Genomic DNA, 21980 nt, shown 5'->3' with positions numbered 1-21980 from the left:
CCCATCCTCCTAAGACCACGCACCCTGCGCACTGTCAACAGTTGACATAACCTCTTGGACGATGTGCCGCGGATCCGAGGCAGGTCCGCCCTGGCGCCCTGCGATCAACGTCCGGGCGATCGTTCGCGCCGGAAGATTTTCCAGGTCGAGGATGGCGTCGCACACGCGCTGAGCTGCGGCTTCGCCGATGGTCATGGTGGCGTTCGCCAGGAACTTTCGAATGACGGTGTCGCGCTGCAGAGCGCGGTGACCGCTGCCTTCGTTGATCGGCACGTGCTTGAAGAGCTCTCTTCCGTCGTCGAGCGTCACCCTGACTCCGCCAGAAAAGGCCTCGGGAAACCTGGTATCGGGATCGGCATGACATTCGACTCTGGCGGTCAGCGCCAGGACGGCGTCGTCCGACAAGGCGTCTTGCGCGAGATCCGCAAGGCCAAATCGTCCCTTCAGCAGTCCGGTGGCTACACAAAATTGCACGCTGAACTTGGCTTCGTAGTCAGTCTTCGGATGTTTCTTCGAAGAGGCCGGCTCGGCGATGATCGGCAGAGTCTTTTCGGGAACATAGGCATCGACTGAAGCAATCGCTCTGCCGCCGATCTCCTCGCGCAGGAGAATCGCCGCCTCCATCGCTCCGTGACAGAAGTGACAGACGGGGTAGGGTTTGATCGCGGTGTCCGCGAAATGCCAACGTTGCCCGAGCTCCTCGCCAACCAAATCGAGCGACGTATCCGCCGCATGGTCTTGCAGATAGGCATGGAAGAGGCCGAAGCGGCCTTCGTACGGCCGGCTCGGGCCATGAAAGCCTGAACTGGCGAGTGTCGCCGCAGTAAGGCCGGCGACAGCGCCCCAGCCGGGATGGAAGCGCTTGGTCCAGGCGCCCTCTTCCAGGAAGACCTGGACGCCCGAAGCTGTGCTCGCTGCGATGCCCTGAGCAGCAATGGCTTGCGCCTCGGTCAACCCGAGCAGTTTTGCCGCAACGAGTGCCGAGCTGAAATGCGAGATCACGCCGGTGGCGTGGAAGCCGACATGATGGAATCCACCGCGGATCGCCATGCCGAGCCGCACTGCGGCCTCCATTCCCGCGATATACGATGTCAGCAGGTCCGCACCGGATAGATCAAGATGCTCCGACAAGGACAGCGCGCAAGGCAAGCAGGCGGCCGTTGGATGAACGATCGCCTCGATATGCGTATCGTCGAAATCGAGGCCGTGAATAAGAATGCCGTTGGCAAGCACGCTGTCGCGCAGTGGAAGTTTTGACGTGCTGCCGATTACGGTGCAATCGCCACCATCGCCGGCGAGCTTTGCAATTCCGGCAAGCGACACCGGGCCGAATTCATACGCGTGCGAGGCGAGCCCCAATCCGATGCCGTCAAGTATTAGGAGCTTTGCGCGGTCACGAACCGCAGTGGGTACATCGTCAAGCTTCAGTCTTGAGGCGAAGCCTGCGAGTTCCTCGGCCGGCTTCGTCGTGCAGGGCGGAAGTTTGATTGAATGCGCACTCATTGATCTGACATTCCTTGCGAGGACGCTGAGTTCTTCAGACGCCGAGATAGGCGCGTTGCACGTACTCGCTCTTGATAAGTTCCGCACCGGGCCCCGAAAGGGCGACGCGGCCATTCTCCAGGACGTAGGCGTAATGACACAGACGAAGCGCCAGGCTCGCGTTCTGCTCGACCAGAACGATCGTCAGGCCCTGCTCCTTGTTGATCTTCTCGATCAAACGACCGATCTCCTGGACCATGATCGGCGCCAGTCCAAGCGACGGTTCATCGAGCAGGAGCACCTTGGGCTGAGCCATCAGGGCCCGCGCGATCGCCAGCATCTGTTGCTCACCGCCAGAGAGCGTGCCCGCCATCTGGCGTCGCCGCTCCTGCAACCTCGGGAAATATCCGAACATCCGCTCGACCGAACTGCGCAAGGACTGCCCTTGCGGCTGGAGATAGCCGCCAACCAGGAGGTTGTCCTGCACGGTCATGCGCGGAAAGACGCGGCGGCCCTCGGGTGACAACGCAACACCTCGCGATACGATCTCCGGCGACTGCAGCCGGTCAATCCGCGTGTCGCAGAAACGGATTTCTCCGCGGCTCGGCGGGTTGAGCCCCATGATCGCACGCAATGTCGAGGTCTTGCCCGCACCGTTGCTGCCGACCAGCGAGACGATTTGGTTCGGCGCGATGTCGAGGGAGACCCCGCTTACCGCGACACGGCTGCCATATTCAACGTGGATATCGCGAAGGCTCAGAACACCGCTCATGCGACCACCTCAGTGCCGAGATAGGCCTGCACGACCTTCGGGTTAACGCTGATCTCCGTCGGTTTGCCTTCGGCGATCTTCTCGCCATGATCCAGCACCACGATTCGATTGCAAAGGCCCATCACGAGCCGCATGTGATGCTCGACCAAAAGCACCGAGAGTTTTTCACTCTCATGCAGTTCCCGGATCAGGCGTCCGAAATCCGCTGCTTCTTCCGGGTTAAGACCGGCGACAGGCTCGTCGAGCAACAACAGCTTCGGATTTGCTGCGAGCGCGATCGCCACACCGAGCCGACGCTGACCGCCATAAGAGAGCTCGGACGCCTTGCGGTCGCGGAACTGGCTCAACGCCAGCCGCTCAAGCAACTGCTCGCAACGCTTGCGTGTCACCGCAAGAGTCGCACGCGAGGCGCCCGTGTTGATGATCGAGCCGAACATGGACACCGGCGTAGTGGCGAAGGCGCCCCGCAACACATTCTCGATCACCGAGGAGGCCGGAAATACCGTCGTCGCTTGAAACGTCCTGACCAGCCCATCATGCACAATCTGACTGGTCTTCCGTCCTACGATGTTCCGCCCCTTGAACTTGATGGCTCCCGAAGACGGCGGCACGGCTCCGCTGACCACGTTGAAGCAGGTGGTCTTGCCGGCGCCGTTCGGACCGATCAGACCGACGATCTCACCCTCTCGGACGGAGAAGGAGACATCCTTCAACGCGTTCAGACCTCCGTATCGCCTGCTGATCCGTTCGACTTCGAGAAGCGCGCTCATTTTTGCCTCCCCAAGCCGCGTTTGAAGAAGCGGCCGACGGACACAAGCCCGCCTGGCAGGAACAGCAGTACGCCGAGCAGGATGACGCCATACAGAATATGCTGGACGCCGGCGAGACCGCGCAGCGCTTCGGGAAGCGGCGTCAGAAACAGCGAGCCCAGCGCGCCGCCGACGAGCGAGCCACGTCCACCGACCACCAGCATGGTGATGTAGGCTATGGAATCACTGAACGTGAAGCTATCGGGCGAGATGAAGCGGATGTAGTGGATCATGATGGCGCCGGCGCCGCCCGCAATGCCGCTGCCGAGGGAGAAGGCGATGATCTGGTAACGACTGACGTCGATGCCGCTCGCCTCGGCGAGCCGCATGTTCTCGGCAATCGAGCCGAAAGCTCTGCCATATTGCGAGCGCATCAAGGCCCAGATGAACGTAAAGACCAGCACGAAGGCCGCGAGCGCGAAGTAGTAGAAGCGCAGACGTGTCGCCAGCGGAAAGCCGAACAGCGAGATTGCCGGAATGCCGATCAAACCGTTTGCCCCGTGTGTCACGCTCTGCCAGTTCAGCGCGATCAGCGTGAACACCTGGCCGGCAAGGAAGGTCACAAGCACGAAGTAGACGCCGCGCAGCCGCAATATCACTTTGCCGAGCGCCGCCGCGACCAATCCGGTCGTCAGGCCCGCGAGGACGATACCCAGCAAGGGCGGGACCTTAAAATTGAGCGCCGCCAGTGCCGAGATGTAGCCGCCGGCTGACACGAATGCGGCGTGTCCGAGCGACAACTGGCCGACCGACATGATCAGACCGAGACTCATGGCAAAAATCGCATTGATCAGGACGATATTCGCCAGGTGGAGATAGAACTGGTTCGCGGCGAACTGCGGAATGACGATCGCTGACGCCAACAGGACCGCTATCGCGAGCCCCATCGGCAAGCCGTGGCGCCGTATCCCGTGCGGCTGGTCGATCTTCGCTAGAGTTGGCGACGAGGCATCCAAGACTAATACTCCCGCTGTCCAAGCAGACCCGAGGGGCGAACCAACAGGATCATGATCACCAGCAGAAGCTGGAGGATGTCCGAGACGAGCGAGCCGAACATGGTTGCAGTGAAGCTCTCAATGAGCCCGAGCAGGATTCCGCCGACCACTGCGCCGGGCACCGAGCCCAGGCCGCCGAGAATGACCACGACGAACGCCTTCAGCATCGGCGTCAGCCCGATGAACGGCGATACCGAGAAGACCGGGCCCATCAACGCCCCCGCCAGGGCAGCCAGCGCCACGCTCATGCCGAAGGCTAGCGGATAGATCGCGTTGATCCGGATTCCCTGGATCAGCGCCGTCTCCTTGTCCTGCGCGACCGCCCGCATGGCCCGACCGGTCCTCGTACCCTGCATGAACAGCCAGAACGTCACAAAGATCAACACGGCCGCCGCGATGACGACGAGCCGCGACCAGGGAAAGCTGAATGGGCCAAGCATCAGCGTGCCCTGCACGATATCCGGCATCGGTCGAGGCGCCGGCCCCCAGATCAAGACCGCGGCATTCTGGATGATCACCGAGATCGCAAGCGTCGCGATCATGCCGGAGGTTTCATCGTCCCGGAACGGCTGTATCAGTGCGCCTTCCACAAGCACGCCGAGGATGCCGACGGTCAGCGCCGCAATGAGCAAGCAGACCACGAAGGGGATTTCCCAATAGGCATAGGTGAAGAACGCCGTGAAGGCCCCCAACATGTAGAACTCGCCATGGGCAAAGTTGACCACACGCATGATCCCGAAGGTCAGGGTGAAGCCGACCGCCATGAGCATGTACATGGCGCCGATCACAAGGCCATTCAGTGTCGCTTGCCCGATCAGTGTTGCGTAATCCAAATCTGCGTCCTCAGGTCAGATGACCGCCGACATCCGGCTCCGGCTATTCGCACCGCGTCCGCTCGCACGTCGCCACGATTGCGGCTACGCCTCCCTTGAGCACTGCGATGTAATAGGGAGCGTCGAGCTGCTGGTTGGACTTCCACTGCTCCTGCCCGGTCCAGCCGACCTTGCCGAGCACGGTCTCGAAGCCAGTGAGGCTCAGCATCTGTTGACGTACTTTATCGGTATCCGCGACCGTGCCGGCCTTCTTCATCGCCTCGAACATGAGCTGGATGTTGGCGTAGAAGAACGGACTGAAGGCGTTCATCGGGACCTTGTACTTGGCCTCGAAGCGCTTGGTGTAGGCGGCCATCGCCGGCGCCGACGGATCGATCGACTGATGCACGTAGATTCGCTCGGATGCCTCGGCGCCCGCGATCTTCACGATGTCCGCCGTCGCGTCGCCGCCGGTTCTGATGATCGGGCCCTTGAAGCCGAGTTCGCGTAGCTGCTTGACTAGGAGACCCGCAGTCTGCGGCGAATTGCCGTCGAGCTCGAAGGCATCGATATTTTGAGCGAGCACACGTGTCAGGAGAGGCACGAAGTCGACACGCTCGCGCTCGAAGAATTCCTTGGAGACCATCTTCGCGCCGGCAGCCTCATAGGCCGCCTCCACCACGACAGCAATTTGCTGCCCCGACTCGTCGTTTGGGAACAGGGCACCGACGCGCTTCACGCCGAGCCGCTTGGCGACCCACTTGATCTGCGGATCGGAAAAGATGTCCGTTGGGATCACCGGACGAAAGCTGAAGGGAAAATCCGGCGACAACGCCTTCGGCGTGAAGGCCATCGTCATCGTGATGGCCTTGTTCTCGGTCGTCACCGGCAGAACAGCGAGAGACGGCGCCGAACCGAGCGGCCCGACGATATACTTGATGCCGTCGTCGAAGATCAGACGATTGGTTGCCGTAAGGGCGTCTGCCGCCTTGTAATGATCGTCATAGGCGACGACCTCAATATTGTACTTCTTGCCGCCGACTTCCAGTCCGCCCTTGCTGTTCACGTCTTCCGCAGCCAGCTCGGCCGCGCCCTGCATCGAGATGCCCCAGGCCGTACCGGCGCCCGAAAGCGTCGCGAGCACGCCCAGTTTCAACGTCTCGGCGGAAACCGGTTGCGACAACCCGGCCCCGAGGCACAACAGCATCGCAAATTTGTGGCGCTTGATCACAGTTTCCTCCTGGCCGGCGCGTTTTCACGCCGTTCTCGTTCGCTGGATGTGTGGGGCCGCTCCTTTGTCGGGAAACAGCAACTGCCAGTCTGACCGCCTCTTTAGCGTGGTAAATTGATGAAAGTCAACTGTTGACACTTTTTGATTGGACCGGCTATCTGGGTTTCCCGAACATGCGGATTGTGAGAATGGTCAAGACCTGCAAGCTTTTCATCGATGGGCAATGGACAAACAGCTCGGACGGGAAGACATTCCCCGCCGTCAACCCGTTCAATCAGGAGACGTGGGCGACCGTCCCCGCTGCAACTGAAGCTGACGTCGATGCGGCGATTGCTGCAGCGCGGCGCGCATATGAGACCAAGTGGCGCCATACGACCGGGGTCGAACGCGCTACGCTGCTGAACCGGCTCGCGAATCTGATCGAGGAAAACGCGGAGCCCATGTCCGTGCTCGAGACCACCGACAACGGCAAGGTCATCCGCGAGACGCGCTCGCAGATGTTGTTTGCCGCCCGCTTGTTCCGGTTCTTCGCCGGTTATGCCGACAAGATCTACGGCAGCGTCATACCACTGGATCAGCCTCAGATCGTCGATTACGCGGTGCGGGAGCCTTATGGCGTCATCGCCGTCATCACGGCATGGAATTCGCCGATCTCATTGCTATCCAACAAACTGCCCGCCGCCCTCGCGGCCGGTAACTGTGTCGTGGTCAAGCCCTCCGAGCATGCCTCGGTGACGACACTTGAGATTTGCAAGCTGGTCGAGAAAGCCGGCTTCCCGCCTGGTGTCATTAACGTCGTGACCGGCGCCGGAGATGTCGGTCGGTGGCTGGTGGCCAGCAAAGGCGTGGACAAGATCAGCTTTACTGGAAGCCCGACAGTCGGACGCGAAATCGCAGCGACCGCCGGGAGGAACTTGCGTCCGGTGACGCTGGAGCTCGGCGGAAAATCTCCGAATATCATCTTTGCAGACGCCGATCTCGACAAGGCTGTCATTGGAGCACTGGCGGGCATCTTCGGCGCAACGGGCCAGACCTGCATCGCCGGCTCCCGCCTGCTCGTGCAGCGTCCTGTTTACCAGCAGGTGGTCGAAAGTCTTGCCGACCGTGCCGGGAAGATCGTGATGGGCGACCCGCGGGACCCCGCGACCGAGATGGGAACCGCGGCCAACGAGCCGCAGTTCAATCGGATCATGGAGTTCATCAAGGCAGCCCGCAACGACGGAGCCCGCCTGGTCACGGGCGGGGAGCCTGCTCGTGAGGGCGCCCTCGCCAAAGGACTGTTCATCAAGCCGACGATCTTCGCGGAAGTGAACAACCAGATGCGGGTCGCCCGCGAGGAGATATTCGGACCGGTTCTCTCGATCATTCCGTTCGAGGAAGAGGACGAGGCCGTGACGATGGGCAACGATACGGAATATGGGCTCGCCTGCGGCGTCTGGACGCAGAATCTGTCCCGCGCGATGCGGATGATCCGATCGATGCGGACCGGCGTCGTCTGGGTGAACACTTACCGTATGGTTTCTGCCCAAGCACCCTTCGGCGGAATGAAAAACTCCGGATTCGGTCGGGAACGCGGTGAGCAGGGGCTCCTCGAATTCACCGTCAGCAAGAACGTGATGATCGACTTCTCCGACGAGAAGCGCGATCCGTTTGCGATCAAAGTCTAACAGGCCGTCGGCCACTGTCCAAGCACTACAGCGAAGGTACTTCAACATGACCTATCTGGTCGCCGACGATCTGCCGACCGCTCCAGCGGGCGAGCGCTTTCGCAACTTGCTTAAGCGCCCGGGAATCTTGCAAATCCCTGGAGCTTATTCGGGCTTAGCGGCTCTCCAAGCCAAACAAGCGAAGTTCGATACCATCTATCTGTCCGGTGCGGCCGTATCGGCGTCGATGGGATTGCCGGATCTTGGGATCCTGACGATCGATGACGTATGTTTCTACATCCGCCAGGTCTCTCGCGCCGCTCATCTTCCGGTCTTGGTCGACGGCGACACAGGCTATGGCGAAGTTCTCAATGTAATGAACATGGTTCGGGCATTCGAAGATGCCGGAGCAGCTGCCGTTCAAATCGAAGACCAGATTCTGCCGAAGAAGTGCGGCCACCTGAACGACAAAAGACTGATTGCGCCACATGAAATGGCGGCCAAGGTTGCGGCAGCAGCGAAAGCGCGTCGGCATCTCTATATCGTTGCACGCACGGACGCAGTGGCCAACGAAGGAATCGACGCCGCGATACGGCGGGCGAAGCTCTACGTCGAGGCCGGCGCCGATGCGATTTTCCCCGAGGCATTAACTGACCGCGATGCGTTCGCAAAGTTCGCCAGCGCAGTGCAGGTCCCGCTACTCGCCAATATGACCGAATTTGGTCGAACGCCCTTTATGACCGCCGAAGATTTCGAAAAACTCGGCTACAAGATGGTCATTTGGCCTGTCAGTTCGCTGCGCGTAGCTGCGAAGGCCCACGCCGACCTTTACGAAGGTATCCGCAAAGACGGCGGAACGCATCGGTTGATCGATCGGATGCAAACCCGGGCCGAACTCTACGCAACGATTGGATACCACGAATATGAGGCGCTAGATTCCTCAATCATCAAGTCGATCGCACCCGATGGAATGCCGCAAGAGAAGGCCGGCTGACCTCATGTCAAAAAGGGACTGAACGGCAGCTGTCTGTCAGCGCCGCTCAGTCAGCGCAGCCTTCTCGCGCAACTGACGCCCTGAACCGACTTTTGATTTGGCCTCGGCGGTGCGCTCGACGTCCTTAGGGGTGGGCGCCTCTAGGACCTGCTCTTCAACGTAACGGCGTGCATTCCTGATGTGGAGACGCATCCTTCTTTCAGCTTCTTCAGGATCGCGTCGAACCAATGCAGCCACAATGTCTTTGTGTTCCTTCAGGGCTTGCTTCGCTCGGCCGGGTTTCGTGCTCGACTTGTAGCGATAGACCCTGAGCAAATAATATAGATCTTCACAAAGCGTATGGATCAACCGGGCGTTACGGCTGCCCTTAACGATCCGAAAGTGAAAGTCGAAGTCCTTCGATTCCTGATAATAACCGGTGCCCTCTTGCACACTCCGCTGCTGTTGGTGCTGATCGAGAAGCTCAGAGAGAGCTTCCAGCTCTTCATCGGTCATGTTCGTCGCAGCCAGCGAACAGGCGAGCCCCTCGAGGACCTCGCGAAGCTGGAGGACTTCGTAGAGATCATTGGGAGAGATTGCCGCGACTCTCACACCGATGTTAGGCGTCCGCTCCAACAGCTTGCGCCCCTCTAACCTTCTGATCGCTTCGCGAAGTGGACCGCGGCTTACGCCGAGAGACGCCGCCAAGGTCTGCTCCCGCACCTTGCTACCAGGCTGAAGCTCACCACTGATGATCGCGGCCTCGATCCGCTCGACGAGCGTGTCCACCAGCGATCGTGCAGAGACTTTGCGATTCAGTAATTCGGTCATAGTGCCCTTTCGAAGACTACGGCAACTTGAAAATTCTCGGAGCTTTGGCCAGCGATCAGCGTCAGGCGTAGAAAGCCCAGTTAACGCAGCTCCGGCTTGTTCCCCCAACGCACGGTCGCATCGTCGGTCCTTATGTAGCACGGCGGTTGCCGATTCCCACTATATCTCGGTTCGACTCCCTCATTTTTCAACGGGAAACAGCCCACAAAACAAGCGGTTAGGAGAGTTCAAGAGCCACCAAGGTGCCCTCCTCGATCGCCTCGAAGAACTTGCGGGGCCCCCGGACGTCGCCGACGTAGTGGACAGGCACTCCCAATTTCTCGAAATGCTCGGATTCTGCCCTCCTCGGCCTGTACCCCGTACAGAGCACGACATTGTCGACCCCGTGCAGGACACGCCGTAACCGACCTTCCGGCTGGATTTCCACCCAGCCATCGCCGATCGCGTTTACTTGCACGTTCGAAATCACTTCCACCCCGAGCTCCCGAATGCGGTCTAAATAGTAGACCTTATCGGCATGAACCGCCTTCTTGAGGAATTCGGACCGGACGAGGAGAGTGACGAGGGTACCCCTGGTCGCCAGAAGATCGGCCACTTCGACACCGACCAGCCCACCCCCTACAACCACACATGTACCATCTATCTCCTTCGCGCCCGCGAGCACTTTCCAACCCGCAGTCACGTGTGGGAGCCCAATTCCTGGTATGATCGGCTGCGTTGCCTCGGCGCCGGTAGCTACGACAAGCGCATCCGGGTCGAGGGCCCGCAGTTGGTCGAGCGACGGCTGAAGGCCAACGCTCACCGTGATGTCCAGGCGATCGATCTCGGCCGAGAAGTATCGCAGAAGGTTTCCAATCTCTTCGCGGTGGGGCGGCTGAAAAGCGAGCCTCAATTGACCACCGATGTACTCGTCCCGTTCGTAGAGATGGACGCGATGACCGCGACGAGCAGCCGTGACCGCTGCGGAGAGTCCAGCAGCCCCTGAGCCCAAGACCGCAATCCGCCGTGGCGCAGGATTTTTGGAGAGCAACGGCTTCAATTCAAGCTCGCGACTTACGATCGGATTCACAGTGCAGGCCAACCCCTTATGCCGGTGGATGGTCGCGATGCATTCGTTGCAGGCGATGCACGGAGCAATCCTGTCGGCATGACCGCTCTTCGCCTTCGTGGGGAAGTACGGATCAGCAATCAGAGCCCGGCTAAGACACACGAAATCAGCGTGTCCACGGTCGAGAATTTCCTCTGCGAGCGCGGGCGTGTTGATCCGGCCGACGACCATCGTCGCGATGCTCACGCTTCGCCGGACTGCGCTGGCATAGTCCACGTAGCATCCCCGCTCCACTGACATGCCGGGTACCACCATATAAGGACGAGATGAGTGCACTCCCCCTGAGACGCTCACGGAATCTGCGCCAGCCGCCTCGAACAATTGGGCGACGATGATGGCATCATCGATCTCCAGTCCTCGCTTGAAGTGATCAGATCCATTCATCCTTACGATGATCGGAAATTTTCGGCCCAATCGGGCCTTGAGCGCGCGGATGATACGCACGCAGAAGCGTGCCCGATTCTCTGGAGTGCCGCCGTACTCGTCTTCGCGTCGATTAGATTCTGGAGATAGAAATTGGCTGATGAGGTATCCGTGCGCGCCGTGAAGCTCTATCGCGTCGTAACCGGCATTCTTCGCTCTCAACGCAGCGTCGCCAAAACGCTCCACTATGCGATCGATCTCTTGGATCTTCAATTCCTTGGGTACAACAGCTTCTCCGACGCCCGTGAATTCTGAAGCCCGAGGCGACGGTGCCAGGGGTTGTGAACCGCAGACCTCCGGTATCGATTCCCGCCCCCCATGATTCAGTTGCAGCGCCGCTTTTGCGCCGGCGGCGTGAATAGCCTCGACGATTTTTCGCATACCCGGGATGAACCGGTCATCATGGAGCATCGCGTTGTGGCGAAGCCGCTTGCCCTCCTGTTCCACATACGTCGCCTCTACAATGATGAGTCCGGCTCCACCACGCGCGCGCTCCGCGTAGTATTCGGCGACATCATCCCCGACGAAGCCTTCGGTATCAGCAAGTTCCGAACTGGTCGCCGCAAACACGATCCGGTTCGGGACCTCCAACCGCCCTATCTTGCCGGGTGCGAAGAGGCTCGACGAAGAAGACAAGGCAATCATTCTGGTCGCTCGAGGCTATGTTGTTGCCCGATAGATAACCTGACCTTCGAATAGCCGACGAGCCGTTCTATAGACGGCTCCGTAGTCCGCTTTCAGCTCTCCTTCGTCTTCCGATACGCGCGCGTCGACGAGTGTCACCCCCGACGGGTGTGCAATGCGAACAGGGCCGGTCGCGTGACATACGGCGGCGGGCACACTGTCAGGGATCCGAGTTGCGACGGCCAGGCAAATCGCGCCTGTTATCGGTACCGCGCGGTGTGGCTGTCCTACGGAGATCATGCGAACCCAAAGATCTGCTTCCGAGGAATTAAGCGCGCGACCCGAGAGAGTGCGCCCCGATCGAGCTGCTGAAACCATCGCGACCTTGGGAAGGCCGGTCATCCGCCGGGCGCTTTCTCTGTCCTTTGTGATCCCCATCGCGACGGACGCGCAACAACGAATGTCCTCCATGCGATCTAAGAAGATCTGGTCACGCTCGAGCTCTTGCGGGAGCACATCGCCCGCCTTTTCGACTGCGGCAGCGTCGACGAAAACGCATGGGTTAGCCGCATCGACGCAGGTCGCTTTCAGACGTCCCAGCCCTGCGATCTCGAATTCATCGTACGCATTCCCAGTTGGCAGTAACCTTCCTGTCTTTGCGCCACCGGGCGCGAGAAATTCGAGCCGAATTGGAGCTGACTTGCCCGCAACGCCATCGATTTCGGCATCGCCATCCGGGACAAGCCTCCCCTCCTCAACCGGGAAACGGGCGACAATGATCTTCGAGGTATTGGTGTTGTGGATCCGAACAACTGCTTCGCCATCCGGCGGCTTCCGTAAGATGCCCTCTTCGACGGCGAAAGGACCGACCGCCGAGGACATGTTGCCGCAATTTCCGCCGTAGTCGACGAAGTTGTCCTGCACCCCTATCTGCACGAATGTGTAATCGACGTCGGCGTCGGCCCTCGTTGGCGGTCCTATGACGCATATTTTCGACAGGGAGGAGATCCCTCCCCCCATGCCGTCGAGCTGTCTTCCATTTGGGTCGGGAGAGCCCATCACCTGTAGAAAGATGGCATCCCAATCCTCCCGATTCTTCGGTAGGTCCGAGCGCTGAAACATCACCGCCTTGGATGTACCGCCTCGCATGAAAACCGCAGGAAGACGACGATACTGCATCACTTCGCGATCCTTACGTCCGTTGATCGGCATCGAGCCGAACGATATCCATCGGGCCGCCAGGCTGAGCCGGATATCGCTTCAAGACAAGAGGATCGTGACCAGGGATAATATGGGCCGACGACGAGGCGAGTTTCTTCATGGTGTCGTATCCTTCGAGCATTTCGCTCACGTCAACTACGATCGGGAAGGGCCGCCTCTGTTCAAAGTTCGCGTAGTAGTGCGAAGCATCCGATGCCAGAACGACCCAGCCTCGCCGAGTTCGCACCCTAACGCACTGCAAACCCTTGGAATGACCGCCAACGAGATGAACGGAAACACCATCGGCGATCTCACTTGCTCCATCATGAAACGTTACGCGCCCTTGATAGAGCTTGTTGACCATGGCGGTGACATCCTCCGCCTCGAAAGGGTGCCGAAGGGGCGAATGGCACATGCATCTTCCTGTGCAGTACTGCATCTCTCGATCCTGCACGTGATAGGTGGCATTCGGCAACAGATCATGGTTGCCCGCATGATCGTAGTGCATATGGGTAAGTACAACATCTTTGACGCTGTTGGCGTCGATTCCGGCAGCCTTTAAACCATCGGCCACCGGTCGGGAGACCTGCCGCTGTCGTTTCAGCGCCATCTTGTCGTCAAAGCCTGTATCGACCACGATCGTTCGCCCCCCACCCTTCAGGGCCCAGACAAAGAAATCCATGGGCATCGGGCCGTCATGCGGATCGCCCCCGATGAAGTTGTCGCGTGCCTTCCGCTCGGCAATCTGGGCATAGTGGATTGCGAAGATCTCGTATTCTGACATCTTTGGCTCCAGATCAGGCTGCCGGCTTATGGCTTTGCACCGCGTCCTCGCGTTCTCTCCATGCGATAAGACGGCGTATTCCTTCTTCAATCGACACCTCCGGCTTCCAGCCCAGGAGCTTTTCGATCTTTGCTACGCTGAAATCGAGCTGAGAGGTAATGCTCGCGCGTACGGCCGACGTGTTGGCCTTATGAACGGGCTTTAGTTTCGTGCCGGTTACTTTGACTAGAAGCTCTACGATCCTGTTCAGAGAGACCGAGCTACCCGTCGCCACGTTGAAGCTCTCGCCCGTGACCTCGGATGCCATCGCCATGACATTGGCTCGAGCCACGTCCGAAACATGGATGTAGTCGTGAACCTCACTACCGTCGTCCGGGATGACCGGCGCCTCCCCCCGCTTGATGCGGTCGTAGTTCTCCATGATATAGAGGGCGTTAACACCTCGATAGTGCTGACGCTCGCCATAGACGGTCGAATACCGTAGTGCAATCGCTTGGATCTCGTGCCTGGCGCTGTAAAGCTTGCACAGATTTTCTCCGATCATCTTGGTGCACGAGTAGAGCGCGGCGGCCGGCTGAAAGGTCGCAAGGTTTGCAGGCGCCGTTTCCTCGATAAGGCCGGGCGAAGGATCGCCGTACACGGCGACCGACGACGAGAACACCACCTTCTTCACGCCACGGTAACGGCAAGCTTCGAAGATGTTGACTTGGCCCTCCACGTTAACTGCCAGTCCCAAGCTCGGGTTCTGACTAAGCGGCAGCGTGAGGAAACCAGCGATCGCGAACACACCATCGGCTCCCTCGAACGTGTCGTAAAGTTCATTTATTCGCAGGATGTCCCCGCGCACGAGCTTGACGCGGGGGTCGCCCAGAATGTCCTTCACCGTGTCGGGGCTACCGAGCGCATAATTATCCAGGAGAACCACCTCCCTGGCTCCGCGCTGCAGCAATTGCTCGGCAACATGAGAGCCGATCAAGCTGGCGCCACCGGTGACGACGAATTTTCCCTGAGAGATTTCCATCTGCGCTCTTATTCTAGGTTTCTGGTTTGAGGCGCGGGACGGTGCCGGAAGGTAGAGCCCGAACTGCCAACCCCGCGTTCGCGGAAACATGCCAGCACGACGCAATCAAACTGTCAACAGTTTGCATATACTAAACTGGCAACTGTAGACACTTTGGATGATCCCTTGTATTACGGCGCCGGGATCGAAAACCATCAACTGGAAAGGAAACTGCCGTGAAGGAATACGACGTCATTGTTGCCGGCGCGGGCAATGCCGCGCTCTGTGCCGCAATCTCCGCGCATGAGAACGGAGCTCGCGTACTGGTGCTCGAGCGTGCGCCCGAGGAGGAAAAGGGCGGCAATTCCTACTTCACGGCTGGCGGCTTCCGGTTCGTGCACGAAGGCGCAGAGGACATCGCCAAGGACGTCATTCCCGACCTGACGGCAGAGGAACGCGGCAAGATCGTCATTCCGCCTCACACCCGCGAGTTCTTCTACAACCAGTTGATGGAGGTTACTCATCATCAATCCGATGAAGACCTCGCCAACCTGCTGATCGACCGTTCCCGATCCACCATGGGCTGGCTCCGCAGCCACGGCATTCGCTTCGTCCCGATGTACGGGCGGCAGTCCTTCATGGTCGAGGGCAAGCACCACTTCTATGGCGGCGTCAACATCGAGGCCGTCGGTGGCGGCGCGGGCCTGGTCGAGGCGGAGCTCGCCCGCGTGCAAAAGCTCGGCATCGAGATCCGTTATGGCACCGCCTTGATCGGCCTGGTCCAGAGTGACGACCGGGTCGTCAAGGGCGTCAAGGTCCGCACGAAGCAGGGCTACGCTGAAATCGCCACCAAGTCGGTGATCCTCGCCTGCGGCGGCTTCGAATCCAATCCGGAGATGCGCGTCCGCTATCTCGGCCCGGGCTGGGATCTGTGTCGCGTCCGCGGCACCCGCCACAACATGGGCGAAGGCATCTTCGCAGCACTCGCGATTGGCGCCCGCCCCTACGGCAACTGGTCGAGCTGCCACGCTTGCGAGTGGGACATCTCGGCGCCGCCCTACGGGGACCGGTGGGTGCTGGACAACTTCCAGAAGCACTCCTACCCGCTCGGCATCATGGTCAACACCAACAGCAAGCGCTTCGTCGACGAGGGCGAGGACTACCGCAACCTGACCTACGCCAAGTTCGGTCGCGAGATCATGAGCCAGCCCCGTCGCACCGCGATCCAGATCTTCGACCAGCAGACGGTCGGAATGCTGCGCGACGAGTACCGGATCAAGCAGGTGACCAAAGCCGAGTCCGACACGATCGCCGGTCTTGCCAAGCAGCTCGAGCTCGATCCGGTCGAGCTCGAAAAGACGGTCAACGAATACAATGCGGCCTGCGGCCCCGAACCGTACAATCCGGCTGTTCTCGATGGCAAGGCCGCCCGCGGCATCTCGCCGCCCAAGTCGAACTGGGCTCTGCCGATCAACAAGCCGCCCTTCGTCGCCTTCGTGACCACCACCGGCATCACCTTCACGTTCGGCGGCCTCCAGGTGAATACCCGCGGCGAAGTGCAGGATATGACTGATCAGTCCATCCCCGGCCTCTATGCTGCAGGCGAGCTCGTCGGCGGCCTGTTCTTCGAGAACTATCCGGGCGGCACCGGCCTCATGTCCGGCTCGGTGTTCGGCAAGCTCGCCGGCGAAAGCTCTGCCGCTTACGTCGGCGCAAAGCCGCGTAAGTCCGCAGCTTAAACTAAGCTCGAAATCCGACAGACGCATCAAATCTGGCGTCTCCAGCGCACCGCTTCCACGGTGCGCTGGAGACCAGTCGCGCTTGGTGATGGCCGCTTTGCCTGGGACCGACGGCTAAAGCCGAGAGGCTCGAGCACGCATTGCCGCGTCTACCGACAATACGAACTACAATCACAGTGAAACAAAAAACGATCAGGAGAAGAAATGCCAGGTTTTGTTAAAGGAGCCATGTGGGCACTCTGTGTTGCTGTCGTGTCTGCTGGCTCCAATGCCGCTCTCGGCGCGGAAAATGACGCGGTAAAAATCGGTGTGTTGGGCGACATGAGTGGTCTCTATGCCGATATCGGTGGGGACAGCACCGTCCAAGCCGTCAAGATGGCGGTTGAAGACTTTGGCGGTAGCGTGCTCGGCAAGCCGATCGAAGTGATTTCCGCTGACAGTCAATACAAGCCAGACATTTCCGCCAATATTGCCCGCGGCTGGTACGACTCGGGGGTCGACGTTATCACCGACCTGCCCTCGTCCGGAATGGCGCTTGCGGTCATGGAGATTTCAAGAAACAAGAAGAAGATCGCACTGGTCACGGGCGCCGGCAGTTCGGAGATCACAGGCAAATCCTGTTCACCATATGCGGCGCAGTGGACTTGGGATACTTACGCAATGTCGGCTGGCACCGGCGCGACCATTGCCAAGCGTGGTGGCAAGGACTGGTTTTTCATTACTGCGGACTATGTTTTCGGCCAGACGCTAGAGCGCGACACGGCTTCCGTGGTAACGACCAATGGAGGCAAGGTGCTTGGCTCGGTCAAGCATCCACTCAACACCGCTGATTTTTCTTCGCTTCTTCTTCAGGCTCAATCATCAGGCGCCAAGATTGTCGCCCTTGCCAATGGCGGTTCGGATACCACAAATTCGGTGAAGCAGGCGATTGAATTCGGCCTGCCAAAAGCCGGGATTCAGATGGTAGCCTTGGTTGCGTTTATCTCGGACATCTACAGTCTCGGACTTAAGGATGCCCAAGGCCTGATGCTAACCGAGGCGTTCTATTGGGATATGAATGACGACACGCGCGCCTGGTCGAAACGCTTCTATGAGCGAATGAAGCGCATGCCAAGCATGACCCAGGCCGGGGCATACAGCGGAACGTTGCATTACCTCAGGGCCATCAAGGCCGTCGGCAGTAAGGATTCCGACAAGGTTATGGCACAGATGCGCGCAACTCCGATAAACGACTTCATGACACATAACGGCTCATTGCGAGCTGATGGCCGCGTCTTACGTGATATGTATCTGTTCCAGGTCAAAACGCCCGATGAATCGAAAGGCGCGTGGGACCTGTACAAACTGATCGAAACGATCCCCGCAGTGAAGGCTTTCAGACCACTGGAAGACGGCGGTTGCCCGCTCGTTAAGTAGAAAGCGAACGCTGACCAAGACTGGATTCGAAGCCTCTCCCCTCAGGCGAGGTCTCGACCGTCACAGATCGGCGACAGAGAACTCGGCGCCCGCCCCGCACACCCGGAGGCGGCGCTGCCTTCTGTTCAAGACGGTCCTGGTGCACTTTAATTGGCGGACAGAGGCGAGCGGTTCAGTTCGGCATGGCGACGGTAGTGATGAGCGCTTCCACCGAACATGGTATCGAAGGCGACCAATCGTTTGAAGTATGCGCCAACCTCCAGCTCTTCCGTTACACCCATGGCGCCGTGGAGCTGGATCGATTGTTCTCCTACGAACCGTGCACATTTGCCAATCTTTGCCTTGGCTCCTGACGCCGCTCGCGTGCGCTCGATAGGGTCCGACTCGACCTTCAACGCGGCGCGGAGCGCTATGGACCGGGCCTCATCGCACTGCACCGCCATATCAGCAAGGCGATGCCGGATAGCCTGATTGGCCGCGAGCGGACGTCCGAACTGCTTTCGGATGCCCGTATATTCCACCGTCATCTCAAGCAGTTTCTGCATGACCCCGGCAGCCTCGGCACATAACGCTGCAATGGCGTGATCGACTGCCCATTGGATATCGGCCAGCGCATCGCGCTCATCCCCAAGCAGGGCGTCTAGGGGCAAAAGCACGTTGACGAGTTCAAGATGACTGGCGCGCCCACCACCGAGACGTGGAAAGTCGCTGATTGCAAGACCAGCAGCATCTGATGGTACCAGGAACAGCCCCAAGCCCCCCGACGAGCCCGAAGGCGAATGCATTTGCGCGGAAACAATGATCGCGTTCGCGGCGTGGCCGTCGAGCACAGCGACTTTGGTGCCGCTAACTTGCCAGCCGCGGGCAGTTCTCCTCGCGATCGTCGCGACGTTGGCCAGATCGAAGCGGGCCTCGCGCTCCGAATGAGCAAGGGCAAGCAACAGGGATCCTTCGGCGACTTGCGGCAACAGCAAGCGCCTTTGGGCTTCGGTGCCCCGTTTGCCAATTAGGCCGGCGCTCAACACGACCGTCGAAACATACGGCTCAGAGACGAGCCCTCGTCCGAACGCCTCCATCAGAATGCTGATTTCGACCGCACCGCCACCGAGACCGCCGTAAGCCTCATCGATCGGCAGCGCGAGCCAGCCCAATTGCGCGAACTGGCGCCAGATATTCGGATCAAGCCCCATCCGGTCATTCGCTGTGCGCCGATAAAGTTCTCCGTTGCACTTTTCGGTAACGAAGCGTTCAGCTCCTTCGCGAAGAAGTCGCTGCTCTTCATTCAGGTTGAGATTCATGCTTCCCGTCCTACCGCCGCGAACCTCGCACGAGATTGACGTCTAATGGTCATTCCGGGTCTTCCCCTCGCGCGCAGTGCTTCGAGCAGCGGCTTGGTCAATTGTGCTTCTACGTTCCGTCACTTGTCGCCCGTCGCGGCTTGGCGAGCCCCGGCGCCCGGTTGACAGAAACGACAAAACTGCCAATTGTCAACAGTTGTCAATTCGCGTGTCCTGGCGGCCAGCCGACCAATGGTGGGCGACAACTTACATGTAACCAGAGGGGACGGTTTTGGATCTCAGTTTAGATGCAGACGAGCGGGCGTTCGCGGAGGAGGTAAGAGACTTCATCTCGGCCAACCTGACACCGGCGATGAAGCGCGCCTGGGCATTGACACCTTCGGCCTCCTCCGATCCCGAGATCGGTATGGCTTGGCAGCGCGCGCTGCATCGAAACGGTTGGGGAGCGCCCGGATGGCCCGCGCAATATGGAGGACCAAACTGGTCCTTCACGCAGAGATGGATATTCGAGACCGAATGCGCTCGAGCCGGCACCCCAAATGTAAACAGCATGGGTGTCAACATGGTCGGGCCCGTCATTATCGGCTTTGGCTCCCCCGAACAGAAGCGCTTCTACTTGCCGCGAATATTGGCTGGCGAGGACTACTGGTGCCAAGGCTACTCCGAGCCCGGCGCAGGGTCCGACTTGGCGTCGCTTCAGACGCGAGCGGTTCGTGACGGCAATGATTATGTCATTACTGGCAGTAAGATCTGGACCACTCACGCCCACCACGCCACTCGTATGTTCGCACTGGTGCGCACCAGCGATGCCGAACGAAAGCAAGACGGAATAACATTTGTCCTCATCGACATGCGCAGCCCTGGCATCACGGTGCGCCCGATTTTCACGATCGGCGGCGACCATGAAGTTAATCAGGTCTTCTTGGATGATGTGCGCGTCCCCGTCGCAAATCGCGTTGGTGACGAGGGCGACGGATGGACTTACGGAAAGTACCTGCTGGAGTTCGAGCGCGGGTCACGTATGGTGTCGACCAAACTACGCAGCGCGCTCCAAGGTGTCCTCGATCTCGCTTTGGCAAAGTACACGGGTCCCGCGATAGACGATCCCGACATTGGCTTTCGCCTGTCCGAGGTCGAGATCGATATCGACACATTAGAGATGCAGGAGCTGCAACTCCTCTCGGCACTGCAATCAGGGCAAAATCCCGGCGCCGGTTCGTCGTTGCTGAAACTACGGGCCAGTGAAATCCGCCAGGCAGTGACCCGGCTTGGAGCGGACGTAATTGGTCACGACGCGCTCGTCATCGAGCCTGCGCGTCCACTTTACCGGCTCGATCACGATGCGTTGTTGCCGGAAGCGCTTCTTCCCGTCATGCCTACCTATCTCAATAGCCGCGGCTATACGATATTCGGCGGAACTTCCGAGATCCAGCGCGATGTAATCGCAAAGCAAATCCTCCGGCTATAGTCTTCGCATCTAATGCGTGGTGCGGCCCGATTGTGCGCGGTCATGGGCAAGCCTCGAAGCGCTCCCTGGAATAGCCCTGAGCAAACAGTATAGTGAGCGTCGATCGAGAGCAGCCAACTCGTCAGCCTTGGATTTGACATGCCCGGTAGCAGCTTGGGACGAGGCCCGACCGCCCCGAAATCCGCCAAATTGACAACTGTAGACACTTAGAAGGCTTCCGGGTAAGCTCTCGCAGGGCAAACGATCCAAAGTGCTTTAGGAAGGAAACTGCCGTGAAGGAATACGACGTCATTGTTGCCGGCGCGGGCAATGCCGCGCTCTGTGCCGCAATCTCCGCGCATGAGAACGGAGCTCGCGTACTGGTGCTCGAGCGTGCGCCCGAGGAGGAAAAGGGCGGCAATTCCTACTTCACGGCTGGCGGCTTCCGGTTCGTGCACGAAGGCGCAGAGGACATCGCCAAGGACGTCATTCCCGACCTGACGGCAGAGGAACGCGGCAAGATCGTCATTCCGCCTCACACCCGCGAGTTCTTCTACAACCAGTTGATGGAGGTTACTCATCATCAATCCGATGAAGACCTCGCCAACCTGCTGATCGACCGTTCCCGATCCACCATGGGCTGGCTCCGCAGCCACGGCATTCGCTTCGTCCCGATGTACGGGCGGCAGTCCTTCATGGTCGAGGGCAAGCACCACTTCTATGGCGGCGTCAACATCGAGGCCGTCGGTGGCGGCGCGGGCCTGGTCGAGGCGGAGCTCGCCCGCGTGCAAAAGCTCGGCATCGAGATCCGTTATGGCACCGCCTTGATCGGCCTGGTCCAGAGTGACGACCGGGTCGTCAAGGGCGTCAAGGTCCGCACGAAGCAGGGCTACGCTGAAATCGCCACCAAGTCGGTGATCCTCGCCTGCGGCGGCTTCGAATCCAATCCGGAGATGCGCGTCCGCTATCTCGGCCCGGGCTGGGATCTGTGTCGCGTCCGCGGCACCCGCCACAACATGGGCGAAGGCATCTTCGCAGCACTCGCGATTGGCGCCCGCCCCTACGGCAACTGGTCGAGCTGCCACGCTTGCGAGTGGGACATCTCGGCGCCGCCCTACGGGGACCGGTGGGTGCTGGACAACTTCCAGAAGCACTCCTACCCGCTCGGCATCATGGTCAACACCAACAGCAAGCGCTTCGTCGACGAGGGCGAGGACTACCGCAACCTGACCTACGCCAAGTTCGGTCGCGAGATCATGAGCCAGCCCCGTCGCACCGCGATCCAGATCTTCGACCAGCAGACGGTCGGAATGCTGCGCGACGAGTACCGGATCAAGCAGGTGACCAAAGCCGAGTCCGACACGATCGCCGGTCTTGCCAAGCAGCTCGA

At 59.7% G+C, this 21980-nt stretch carries 18 protein-coding genes; 6 read left to right on the top strand and 12 right to left on the bottom strand.

Annotation, left to right across the window (positions count from 1 at the left end; translation table 11 throughout):
- Nucleotides 1-9: 9 nt before the first annotated feature.
- From JQ635_RS25275 to JQ635_RS25250, 6 genes are read right to left on the bottom strand one after another with little or no spacing between them, the layout of a single operon-like run.
- On the bottom strand, nt 10-1503 hold the full coding sequence (locus tag JQ635_RS25275; RefSeq protein WP_211412482.1) for an MmgE/PrpD family protein: 1494 nt from the start codon (nt 1501-1503) through the stop codon (nt 10-12).
- Nucleotides 1504-1537: 34 nt separating this feature from the next.
- On the bottom strand, nt 1538-2254 hold the full coding sequence (locus tag JQ635_RS25270; RefSeq protein WP_211412481.1) for an ABC transporter ATP-binding protein: 717 nt from the start codon (nt 2252-2254) through the stop codon (nt 1538-1540).
- The gene (locus JQ635_RS25265) at nt 2251-3024 is read right to left on the bottom strand and encodes an ABC transporter ATP-binding protein (protein WP_211412480.1); all 774 of its coding nucleotides are present in this window, start codon (nt 3022-3024) and stop codon (nt 2251-2253) included. The genes JQ635_RS25270 and JQ635_RS25265 overlap by 4 nt, the downstream gene beginning before the upstream one ends.
- The gene (locus tag JQ635_RS25260; RefSeq protein WP_211412479.1) at nt 3021-4019 is read right to left on the bottom strand and encodes a branched-chain amino acid ABC transporter permease; all 999 of its coding nucleotides are present in this window, start codon (nt 4017-4019) and stop codon (nt 3021-3023) included. Before JQ635_RS25260 ends, JQ635_RS25265 begins: the two co-directional genes overlap by 4 nt.
- A gap of 2 nt (nt 4020-4021) precedes the next feature.
- The gene (locus JQ635_RS25255; RefSeq protein WP_246583742.1) at nt 4022-4891 is read right to left on the bottom strand and encodes a branched-chain amino acid ABC transporter permease; all 870 of its coding nucleotides are present in this window, start codon (nt 4889-4891) and stop codon (nt 4022-4024) included.
- A gap of 43 nt (nt 4892-4934) precedes the next feature.
- A complete protein-coding gene (locus JQ635_RS25250) occupies nt 4935-6101 on the bottom strand; it encodes an ABC transporter substrate-binding protein (protein WP_349631882.1) in 1167 nt (388 codons plus the stop codon).
- A 131-nt stretch (nt 6102-6232) separates the two neighbouring features.
- On the opposite strand from JQ635_RS25250, the gene JQ635_RS25245 reads away from it, so the two are divergent.
- Both JQ635_RS25245 and prpB read left to right on the top strand, forming a co-directional pair.
- Nucleotides 6233-7768: an aldehyde dehydrogenase gene (locus tag JQ635_RS25245; protein ID WP_246583741.1), complete on the top strand. Its 1536-nt coding sequence runs from the start codon at nt 6233-6235 to the stop codon at nt 7766-7768.
- 46 nt (nt 7769-7814) lie between these two features.
- Nucleotides 7815-8741, top strand: a complete 927-nt coding sequence (gene prpB, locus JQ635_RS25240; RefSeq protein ID WP_211412478.1) for a methylisocitrate lyase — start codon at nt 7815-7817, stop codon at nt 8739-8741.
- Between the two features lie 36 nt (nt 8742-8777).
- On the opposite strand, the gene JQ635_RS25235 is transcribed toward prpB, so the two are convergent.
- The 5 genes from JQ635_RS25235 to JQ635_RS25215 form a co-directional block, all read right to left on the bottom strand.
- Entirely contained in the window at nt 8778-9551 is a 774-nt protein-coding gene (locus tag JQ635_RS25235) for a GntR family transcriptional regulator (protein WP_211412477.1), read from the bottom strand.
- Nucleotides 9552-9768: 217 nt separating this feature from the next.
- Nucleotides 9769-11727 (bottom strand): FAD-dependent oxidoreductase, encoded by a 1959-nt coding sequence (locus JQ635_RS25230; protein ID WP_211412476.1) that lies wholly within the window; start codon nt 11725-11727, stop codon nt 9769-9771.
- 15 nt (nt 11728-11742) lie between these two features.
- Complete coding sequence (locus JQ635_RS25225) at nt 11743-12918, bottom strand: 2-methylaconitate cis-trans isomerase PrpF family protein (protein ID WP_246583740.1); 1176 nt, start codon at nt 12916-12918, stop codon at nt 11743-11745.
- A complete protein-coding gene (locus JQ635_RS25220) occupies nt 12899-13690 on the bottom strand; it encodes an N-acyl homoserine lactonase family protein (RefSeq protein ID WP_211412475.1) in 792 nt (263 codons plus the stop codon). The genes JQ635_RS25225 and JQ635_RS25220 overlap by 20 nt, the downstream gene beginning before the upstream one ends.
- 13 nt (nt 13691-13703) lie before the next feature.
- Entirely contained in the window at nt 13704-14711 is a 1008-nt protein-coding gene (locus JQ635_RS25215) for an NAD-dependent epimerase/dehydratase family protein (RefSeq protein WP_211412474.1), read from the bottom strand.
- A 215-nt stretch (nt 14712-14926) separates the two neighbouring features.
- Here JQ635_RS25215 and tcuA (JQ635_RS25210) point away from each other — a divergent pair, with 215 nt between their 5' ends.
- Together tcuA (JQ635_RS25210) and JQ635_RS25205 are read left to right on the top strand one after the other, a co-directional pair.
- The gene (gene tcuA / locus JQ635_RS25210; RefSeq protein WP_211412473.1) at nt 14927-16429 is read left to right on the top strand and encodes an FAD-dependent tricarballylate dehydrogenase TcuA; all 1503 of its coding nucleotides are present in this window, start codon (nt 14927-14929) and stop codon (nt 16427-16429) included.
- Between the two features lie 204 nt (nt 16430-16633).
- Nucleotides 16634-17845 carry an ABC transporter substrate-binding protein gene (locus JQ635_RS25205; RefSeq protein WP_433996574.1) on the top strand — a complete coding sequence of 404 codons (1212 nt, stop codon included), beginning with the start codon at nt 16634-16636 and terminating at the stop codon, nt 17843-17845.
- A 146-nt stretch (nt 17846-17991) separates the two neighbouring features.
- Here JQ635_RS25205 and JQ635_RS25200 read toward each other — a convergent pair whose 3' ends face one another.
- Nucleotides 17992-19143: an acyl-CoA dehydrogenase family protein gene (locus tag JQ635_RS25200; protein WP_211412472.1), complete on the bottom strand. Its 1152-nt coding sequence runs from the start codon at nt 19141-19143 to the stop codon at nt 17992-17994.
- A gap of 271 nt (nt 19144-19414) precedes the next feature.
- Here JQ635_RS25200 and JQ635_RS25195 point away from each other — a divergent pair, with 271 nt between their 5' ends.
- Together JQ635_RS25195 and tcuA (JQ635_RS25190) are read left to right on the top strand one after the other, a co-directional pair.
- Nucleotides 19415-20611, top strand: a complete 1197-nt coding sequence (locus JQ635_RS25195) for an acyl-CoA dehydrogenase family protein (protein WP_211412471.1) — start codon at nt 19415-19417, stop codon at nt 20609-20611.
- A gap of 272 nt (nt 20612-20883) precedes the next feature.
- The coding region (tcuA, locus tag JQ635_RS25190; RefSeq protein WP_211412470.1) for an FAD-dependent tricarballylate dehydrogenase TcuA at nt 20884-21980 on the top strand (1097 nt) is incomplete at its 3' end.

The sequence above is a fragment of the Bradyrhizobium iriomotense genome (genome assembly GCF_018130765.1).
GTDB lineage: Bacteria > Pseudomonadota > Alphaproteobacteria > Rhizobiales > Xanthobacteraceae > Bradyrhizobium > Bradyrhizobium iriomotense_A.
The sequence above is the reverse complement of the archived record's forward strand: the minus strand, read 5'-3'. Positions and strand labels throughout refer to the sequence as shown.

Coding starts and splice junctions, on each gene's coding strand:
- JQ635_RS25275 (WP_211412482.1), bottom strand. CDS start 1,503: ATGAGTGCGCATTCAATCAAACTTCCGCCCTGCACGACGAAGCCGGCC.
- JQ635_RS25270 (WP_211412481.1), bottom strand. CDS start 2,254: ATGAGCGGTGTTCTGAGCCTTCGCGATATCCACGTTGAATATGGCAGC.
- JQ635_RS25265 (WP_211412480.1), bottom strand. CDS start 3,024: ATGAGCGCGCTTCTCGAAGTCGAACGGATCAGCAGGCGATACGGAGGT.
- prpB (WP_211412478.1), top strand. CDS start 7,815: ATGACCTATCTGGTCGCCGACGATCTGCCGACCGCTCCAGCGGGCGAG.
- JQ635_RS25235 (WP_211412477.1), bottom strand. CDS start 9,551: ATGACCGAATTACTGAATCGCAAAGTCTCTGCACGATCGCTGGTGGAC.
- JQ635_RS25230 (WP_211412476.1), bottom strand. CDS start 11,727: ATGATTGCCTTGTCTTCTTCGTCGAGCCTCTTCGCACCCGGCAAGATA.
- JQ635_RS25225 (WP_246583740.1), bottom strand. CDS start 12,918: ATGCCGATCAACGGACGTAAGGATCGCGAAGTGATGCAGTATCGTCGT.
- JQ635_RS25220 (WP_211412475.1), bottom strand. CDS start 13,690: ATGTCAGAATACGAGATCTTCGCAATCCACTATGCCCAGATTGCCGAG.
- JQ635_RS25215 (WP_211412474.1), bottom strand. CDS start 14,711: ATGGAAATCTCTCAGGGAAAATTCGTCGTCACCGGTGGCGCCAGCTTG.
- JQ635_RS25205 (WP_433996574.1), top strand. CDS start 16,634: ATGCCAGGTTTTGTTAAAGGAGCCATGTGGGCACTCTGTGTTGCTGTC.
- JQ635_RS25200 (WP_211412472.1), bottom strand. CDS start 19,143: ATGAATCTCAACCTGAATGAAGAGCAGCGACTTCTTCGCGAAGGAGCT.